This window comes from Tibeticola sp., assembly GCF_022759015.1.
In the GTDB taxonomy this organism is placed as follows: domain Bacteria; phylum Pseudomonadota; class Gammaproteobacteria; order Burkholderiales; family Burkholderiaceae_C; genus Tibeticola; species Tibeticola sediminis.
Map to the genome: position 1 here is coordinate 1 of NZ_JAEMQB010000147.1, position 7,774 is coordinate 7,774.

The 7,774-nt window shown below is 68.1% G+C and carries 6 protein-coding genes; 3 read left to right on the forward strand and 3 right to left on the reverse strand.

Annotation, left to right across the window (positions count from 1 at the left end; all coding sequences use genetic code 11):
- Positions 1 to 199: 199 nt before the first annotated feature.
- The 3 genes from xdhB to uraH form a co-directional block, all read right to left on the reverse strand.
- Positions 200 to 2,602: a xanthine dehydrogenase molybdopterin binding subunit gene (gene xdhB, locus JHC36_RS09305; protein ID WP_287918458.1), complete on the reverse strand. Its 2,403-nt coding sequence runs from the start codon at positions 2,600 to 2,602 to the stop codon at positions 200 to 202.
- Positions 2,599 to 4,086, reverse strand: coding sequence for a xanthine dehydrogenase small subunit (gene xdhA, locus JHC36_RS09310; protein ID WP_287918460.1), 1,488 nt, complete (start codon positions 4,084 to 4,086; stop codon positions 2,599 to 2,601). Before xdhA ends, xdhB begins: the two co-directional genes overlap by 4 nt.
- 86 nt (positions 4,087 to 4,172) lie before the next feature.
- The gene (uraH, locus tag JHC36_RS09315; RefSeq protein ID WP_287918462.1) at positions 4,173 to 4,532 is read right to left on the reverse strand and encodes a hydroxyisourate hydrolase; all 360 of its coding nucleotides are present in this window, start codon (positions 4,530 to 4,532) and stop codon (positions 4,173 to 4,175) included.
- Between the two features lie 83 nt (positions 4,533 to 4,615).
- Here uraH and JHC36_RS09320 point away from each other — a divergent pair, with 83 nt between their 5' ends.
- The 3 genes from JHC36_RS09320 to uraD form a co-directional block, all read left to right on the forward strand.
- Entirely contained in the window at positions 4,616 to 5,287 is a 672-nt protein-coding gene (locus JHC36_RS09320; RefSeq protein ID WP_287918464.1) for a GntR family transcriptional regulator, read from the forward strand.
- Positions 5,284 to 6,246, forward strand: coding sequence for an allantoinase PuuE (gene puuE / locus JHC36_RS09325; RefSeq protein ID WP_287918467.1), 963 nt, complete (start codon positions 5,284 to 5,286; stop codon positions 6,244 to 6,246). Before JHC36_RS09320 ends, puuE begins: the two co-directional genes overlap by 4 nt.
- Before the next feature lie 7 nt (positions 6,247 to 6,253).
- Positions 6,254 to 7,774 (forward strand): 2-oxo-4-hydroxy-4-carboxy-5-ureidoimidazoline decarboxylase (uraD, locus tag JHC36_RS09330; protein ID WP_287918469.1); only part of this gene is annotated, 1,521 nt, incomplete at its 3' end.

A 7,774-nucleotide genomic window follows, 5' to 3' on the forward strand; every position in this document is an offset into this window, starting at 1 on the left:
CCAACTGCCGGATTTAGGGCAACGCTGAACAAGTCCCTCGCGCGCCGCGCATCCCGGCTGCGGGCGGGCTGCTTCGTTGCAAATCCTCGCCATAGCTGCGGCTATCGCTGCGGTTTACGCCTCGCATCCCATCCCGCGGCCGGGCGCGCGCCATCACGGGAACTTATTCAGCGTTGCCTTAGGCTGAGCGTTCCTCACCTCACTCCAAGGCGGAACGCACCCGCTCGCAGGCGAGCAAAATACGCTCGGGCGTGGCCGGCGCGTCGAGGTCGACGCGCACGCGGTGCCCACCGACGGCGGCCACGGCATCGCGCAAGGCAAAGAAGGTCGACAGCGCCAGCATCAGCGGCGGCTCACCGACCGCCTTGCTGCGGTAGGGCGTGGGTTTGATGTTCTCGCCCTCGAACAGCGACACTTTGAAATGCTCGGGCACGTCGCCGGCCACCGGAATCTTGTAGGTGCTGGGCCCGTGCGTGAGCAGCCGGCCGCGGCCCAGGCCCGCGGCGTCGCCTTTGAGGGACCAGATGCACTCCTCCATCGTGAGCCACCCCATGCCTTGCACGAACGCCCCTTCGATCTGGCCGCGGTCGATGGCCGGGTTGATGCTGCGGCCCACGTCATGCACGATGTCCACCGCGCGCAGCCACCATTCGCCGGTGCGGGTGTCGATTTCCACCTCGCTCACCGCCGCGCCGTAGCAGTAGTAGTAGAAGGCCTTGCCTTGCAGGGTGTTGAAGTCGTAGGCAATCTCGGGCGTGCGGTAAAAGCCCGTGCACGACAGCCCCACGCGATCGAGCCAGGCCTGCTTGACCACCGAAGCCCAGCTCAGCCGAGTTTCTGAGTCTTTTTGGCGGTATGCCGGCGTCAAATGGACTTCGCCAGCTCTGAATTCGATAGCATCCGGCGGCAGGTCGAGCATGCGCGCGGCCACACCCGCGAGCCGCGCGCGCAGCTGCGCACAGGCGTCCATGATGGCCGCGCCGTTCATGTCCGCGCCGCTCGACGCCGCGGTGGCGCTGGCGTTGGGCACCTTTTGCGTGTCGCTCGCCGTCACGCGCACCAGGTCCACGGGAATGCCCAGCGCGTCGGCCGCCACCTGCGCCATTTTGGTATTGAGGCCCTGCCCCATCTCCGTGCCGCCGTGGTTCACGCTGACGGTGCCGTCCTGGTAGACATGCACCAGCGCGCCCGCCTGGTTGAGCATGGTCGCCGTGAATGAAATGCCGAATTTGAGCGGCACGAGGGCGAGGCCCCGTTTGCGGGTGCGGCTCTGGGCGTTGAACGCGGCGACGCGCGCCCGCCGCTCGGCGTAGCCGGATTCGGCCTCGAGCTGGTCGATCACCCGGTCGCCGATCCAGTCCTCGATGCGCTGCCCATACGGCGTGGTCAGACTCAGCGCATCGCCCGAGACCGCCGGGTCGCGGTAGAGGTTGACGCGACGCACCTCGAGCGGGTCCTTGCCGAGCGCCTGCGCGATTTCCTCGATCACCGTCTCGATGCCAAACATGCCTTGCGGGCCGCCAAAGCCGCGAAACGCCGTGGCCGATTGCATGTGCGTCTTGCAGCGGTGGCTCACCACGCGCAGATGCGGCAGGTGATAGCAGTTGTCGATGTGCAGCACCGCGCGGTCGTTGACCGGGCCGGAAAAGTCGGTGGAGTAGCCGCAGCGCGACGCGAGCGTCACATCGAGCGCGAGAATCCGGCCCGTGTCGTCGAAACCCACGTCATAGTCGATGCGGAAGTCGTGCCGCTTGCCGGTGATGGTCATGTCGTCATCGCGATTGACCCGCAGCTTCACCGGCCGCTTCAAATGCCAGGCGGCGAGCGCCGCGCTCTGGCTGAAGATGCTCGACTGGCCTTCCTTACCCCCGAACGCTCCACCCATGCGGCGGCAGATCACTTCCACGTCGTGCGTCCCGAGGTTCAGCGCCGCCGCAGCCTCGCGCTGGTTGCCGTCGGGGTGCTGGGTGGACACATAGAGCGTGAGCTGCCCATCTTCGCGCGGCACGGCGTAGGCAATCTGCCCTTCCAGGTAGAACTGCTCCTGCTGCCCGCAATGCGTGCGGCCGCTGAGCCGGTGCGGCGCGCGCTCGAGCATCGCCGCGGGCTCGCCGCGCGTGATGCCCTTGGGCGGCAGGATGAAGCTCTGCGCGGCCATCGCCTCGTCGATGGTCAGGATCGCCGGCCGCTCGCGCACCGCGACCTTCGCGTTTCTCGCCGCCTCGCGGGCGTAGACCATCTCGCGCGCCACCACGATGGCCACCGGCTGCCCGAGGTACTGCACCACGCCATCGGCCAGAAACGGGTCGTCATGGACGATCGGGCCACAGTTGTTCTCGCCCGGAATGTCGCGCGCGGTGTAGACCGCGACCACGCCATGCTCGGCCATCAAGGCAGCGCGGTCGATGCCCTCGCCGATCAGCTCGCCATGCGCCACGGGCGAGAGCACCAGCGCCGCGTACAGCGTGCCGCGCAGCTCGGGCAGGTCGTCTGTGTAAGCCGCCTCGCCCGTCACATGGAGCCGGGCGGATTCGTGCGGCAGCTCGCGGCCCTGCACAGGCGCGAGCGACATCAAGGTTTCGGGCAAGGCAGGCGCGTTCATCGGGCAGTCTCCTCGACGCCAGCGGCGTCCTCAACGAATTGCAGCACCAGATTGCGCGCCAGCAGCGCGCGGTAGCGCCAGCTCGCGCGCAAGCCGTCACGGGGCGTAAAGCCAGCCGCCACGGCGGCGTCGAGCTCGGCCGCCGTCACATCGGCCGGCGCGCGGCCTTCGAGCACCGCCTCGATCAGCGGCACCCGGCCGGGCGCGGGCGCAAGCCCATTACAGGCCACGCGCACGTCCGCGAACCGCCCCTCCACGAGCCGGTAGCGCAGTGCAAACAGCGTCGCCGAAATATCCTGCTCGAAACGCTTGCTGACCTTGTGCGCGCGAAACACCTCGCCCGCGCGCGGCCGCGGCACCACCACCGCCTCGATGAACTCGCCGCTTTCGAGCACGGTGCGCTTTTGCCCCGTGTAAAACTGCGCCAGCGGCAGCCGCCGCGTCTGGCGCCCCCGACGCAGCAGCAGCGTCGCGTCGAGCGCCATCAGGCAGGGCATGGAATCTCCAATCGGCGAGCCGTTCGCAATATTGCCCGCCAGCGTCGCGGTGGAGCGGATCGGCGGCGAGCCAAAGCGACGCAGCACCTCGGCGAAATCCGGGTAGGCGTCGGCCAACAGCGCCTGCACCTCCGCGAGCGGCACCGCTGCGCCAATTTGCCAGGCCTCAGGCGTGGTCTGCACCCGACGCAGTTGCGCCACATGGCCCAGGTACGCGATGCGCGCGGGCCGCAAAAACGCTTTGTTGACCTTGAGGCCGATTTCCGTGCTGCCCGCCAGCAAGGTCGCATCCGGGTTCTTCACCAAATAGTCCGCCAGTTCCTCGACGGTCGCGGGTGCCACGAACTCGCTGCCTTTTTTGGTTCGCAACACCGGCTGCACGACGATCTCGCCCTCGAGGCTGTAGGTCGGCTCGGTCGCGCGGCGGATCTGCTGCAGCAATGGCAGATCGGCCGCGTCGTCGATGCGCAGCGCCTCGGCCGGTGCCTGCGCGGCTTGCAACGCCGCGTCCACGATCGAGCGGTACCCCGTGCAGCGGCACAGATTGCCACTGAGCGCATCGTTCACCTCCGCACGGCCCGGCTGCGCCACCGACTGCAGCAAGCCCGCCAAACTCATCACGATGCCCGGCGTGCAAAACCCACATTGCGAACCGTGGCAGGCCACCATTGCTTCCTGCACCGGGTGCAAACGACCGTCCGCCCCTTGCAAACTCTCCACCGTCTTGAGCGATTTGCCGTCGAGCGTGGGCAGCAGCTGCAAACAACTGTTGACCGGCGCGTAGCGCACCCGCTGGCCATCCTCGGTCAGTTCGCCCACCAGCACCACGCAGGCCCCGCAGTCGCCTTCGGCGCAACCCTCTTTGGTTCCGGTGCGGTGCAGGTGCTCGCGCAGGTAATCCAGCACCGTCGTCGTGCGGCGCACGCCCCGGGCTTCGACGATGCGGCCGTCCAGCACGAAGCGGACGGTATTGGTGACTTCTGGCATGGGGCGTTGGGGGCGGTGAGACAAAGTACTGATTCTATGCAGCCGACCTTATGACGGCCATGTAAAAAAGAATGGCGATCGCCCCGTCAGGAGCCGCGATAAGTCGCGTAACTCCACGGGCTCACCAGCAGCGGCACGTGGTAATGCTGATCCGGGTCGGCCACGCCAAAATCCAGCGTCACCACGTCGAGAAAGGGCGGTTCGGGCAAAGCCACGCCGCGTGCGCGGAAATAGTCCGCCACGGAAAAGCACAGCCGGTAGGTACCCCGGTGGAAGCTGGCGTTGTCCAGCACGGGGCCGCCGGGATTGCGCCCGTCCGCATTGAGCACGATGCGTCGCAACAGCCGCGGCGGCGCGCCGTCCGCGTCGGTGGCATACAGGGCCACGGCCATGCCGGCGGCCGGCGTTCCGTGCATGGTGTCCAAAACATGCGTGCTCAGTCCCATGAAAGCCTCCTGCGGGCATATCCCAGACAAAATCGTCGACCGAAGTGTATACACTTTCTGGTACGCGCTCTAGAATCCCCCGCATGGACACGTCCACCGCCACCCGCACCATCGTCGATGCCCTGACCCGCGCCATCATCGAACACCGCTTGTTGCCCGGTGCAAAGCTGGCCGAGCAGGCATTGGCCGACCACTTCGGCGTATCCCGCACCCTGGTACGCCAAGCCTTGTTCCAACTCGCGCAAAAGCGCCTGGTGCGCATGCTGCCCGCGCGCGGCGCCTTCGTCGCCTCCCCCTCGGCCGAAGAGGCCCGGCAGGTGTTTGCGGTGCGCCGGCTGCTGGAAGTGGGCATGGCGCGCAGCCTCGCGCGCGAGGCCACCCCGGAAAAGCTTGACGCGCTGCGCGAGCACATCGCGCTCGAGCGCGCAGCCGTCGCTGCGGGGAATGTGTCCGAGCGCACCAGCTTGCTCGGGGATTTTCATGTGCGCATGGCCGAACTGCTGGGCAACCGGGTGCTCGCCGAAATGCTCAGCGATTTGCTGTCGCGCTGCGCCCTCATCACCCTGATCTACCAGAGCCGCGACGCCGCCGCGCACTCCAGCGACGAACACCTCGAATTGGTCGAAGCCCTCGCCGCCGGCGACGAGGAGCGCGCCGCGCGGCTCATGGCCGAGCACCTCGACCATGTCGAGGCCAGCCTCACCTACGACCGCCCCGTGCCCACGCACGACATCGCCCAGGCCCTCTCGTCATGACGCACGCCCTCTACGACACCACCGCCCCCTACCCGCGCGACCTGGTCGGCTACGGCCGCAACCCGCCGCACGCGCGCTGGCCCGGGGGTGCACGGATCGCGGTGCAGTTCGTGCTCAACTACGAGGAAGGGGGCGAGAACTGCGTGCTGCATGGTGATGCCGCAAGCGAGCAGTTCCTCTCCGAAATGTTCAACCCCGCGGCCTACCCCGACCGGCACCTCAGCATGGAGGGCATCTATGAATACGGCTCGCGCGTGGGGGTGTGGCGGCTGCTGCGCGAATTCGAGCGCCGCGGCCTGCCGCTGACCGTCTTTGGCGTGGCCAGCGCACTGCAACGCCACCCCGAGGTCACGGCCGCCTTGACCGAACTCGGCCACGAGATCGCCTGCCACGGCCTCAAGTGGATTCACTATCAAAACGTGCCCGAGGAAGTCGAGTGCGCCCATCTGCGCGAGGCCATCGCGATTCTGGAGCGGCTCACCGGTCAGCGCCCGCTGGGCTGGTACACCGGCCGTGACAGCCCCAATACCCGTCGGCTCGTGGTCGATGAAGGCGGCTTTGTCTACGACAGCGACTACTACGGCGACGATCTGCCCGTGTGGATGAAGGTGCGCCGCAGCGACGGCACGGTGGTGCCCCACCTCGTCGTCCCCTACACCCTCGACGCGAACGACATGCGCTTCGCACTGCCCCAGGGCTTTGCGCAGGCCGAGGACTTCTACATTTATCTGCGCGACAGCTTCGACGCGCTCTACGCCGAGGGCGACCCTGCCGGACTCGACCGCCCGAAGATGCTCAGCATCGGCATGCACTGCCGACTGCTCGGACGGCCCGGGCGCATCGTGGCGCTGCAGCGCTTCCTCGACCACATCGAGCGCCACGACCATGTCTGGGTGTGCCGGCGCATCGACATCGCGCGCCACTGGCGCGAACACCACCCCTGCCCCGCCATCGACTGACCCCGCCATGCCCCTGACGCTCGACACCCTCAATGAGGCCAGCGCGGCCGACGCCGTGGCCCTGCTCGACGGCATTTACGAACACAGCCCCTGGGTGGTAGAAGCCGCCCTGAGGCAACGGCCTTTTCGTACCCTGGCCCAACTGAAATACGCGCTGGCTCAGGCCGTGGCGACGGCTCCCCAGGAGCGGCAACTCGCGCTGCTGCGCGCCCACCCCGAACTCGCGGGCAAGGCGATGGTGCAGCGCACCCTGACCCCAGCCTCCAGCGGCGAGCAACAGACCGCGGGCCTCACCGCCTGCACGCCCGAAGAGTTCGAGCGGCTGCAAACGCTCAACGCCCAATACAACACCCGCTTTGGCTGGCCCTTCATCCTCGCGGTGCGCGGGCCGCGCGGCACGGGCCTCAACCGCGCGCAGATCATCGCGAGCTTCGAGCGCCGGCTGCGCCAGCCCAAGGCCGTCGAATTCGCCGAGTGCCTGCGCCAAGTCCACCGCATCGCTGAGCTACGGCTCAACGAGCGGTTTGGCTACACCCCGGCCCGCGGCAACCTGGTCTGGGACTGGCTGGAGCGGCTGGCCCGTCACAGCGACCCGGGCTACGCCGAACGCGGCGAACTCACCGTGACCTACCTGACCGACGCCCACCGCGCCTGCGCCGCCGAGATTGCCGAGCACATGCGCGCCAACGGCTTCGACGAGGTGGCGATCGACGCAGTGGGTAACGTCGTCGGCCGCTACCACCCGGCCGGTGGTGCGAGCAGCGCGCGCTACCTGCTCACGGGTTCGCACTACGACACGGTCCGTAACGCGGGCAAGTACGACGGGCGGCTGGGCATCTTCGTCCCCATGGCCTGTGTACGCGAACTGGCCGCTGCGGGCCGGCGGCTGCCGTTCGGCATCGAACTGGTTGCCTTTGCCGAGGAAGAAGGCCAGCGTTTCAAGGCCACCTTCCTCGGCTCGGGCGCGCTGGTGGGCGACTTCCGGCCCGAGTGGCTCGAGCAACGCGACGCCGACGGCGTCAGCCTGCGTGTAGCGATGCAGCAGGCCGGCCTCGACCCCTCGGCCATTCCGGCGCTGCGCCGCGATCCGCGGCACTACCTCGGCTTCGTCGAAGTCCACATCGAACAAGGCCCGGTGCTCCACGCACTGAACCTGCCGCTGGGCGTGGTCCGCTCGATCAACGGCAGCGCGCGTTTCGACGGTGCGTTCATCGGCGTTGCCGCGCATGCAGGCACCACCCCCATGGACCAGCGGCACGATGCGGCCGTCGCCGCAGCCGAGCTGGTACTGGCGGTGCAGGCGCGCGCCCGGGCCGATGGCGACTCTGTCGGCACCGTGGGACGGCTCGAAGTGCCCGACGGCTCGGTGAACGTGATTCCGGGCCGCTGCCGCTTCACGCTGGACCTGCGCGCGCCCACCGACCCGCAGCGCGATGCCCTGATTGCCGACGTGCTCGGCAGCCTGGCCGACATCAGCGCCCGGCATGGTGTCGAGCACACGCTGGAGGAGACGATGCGCGCCGCCGCG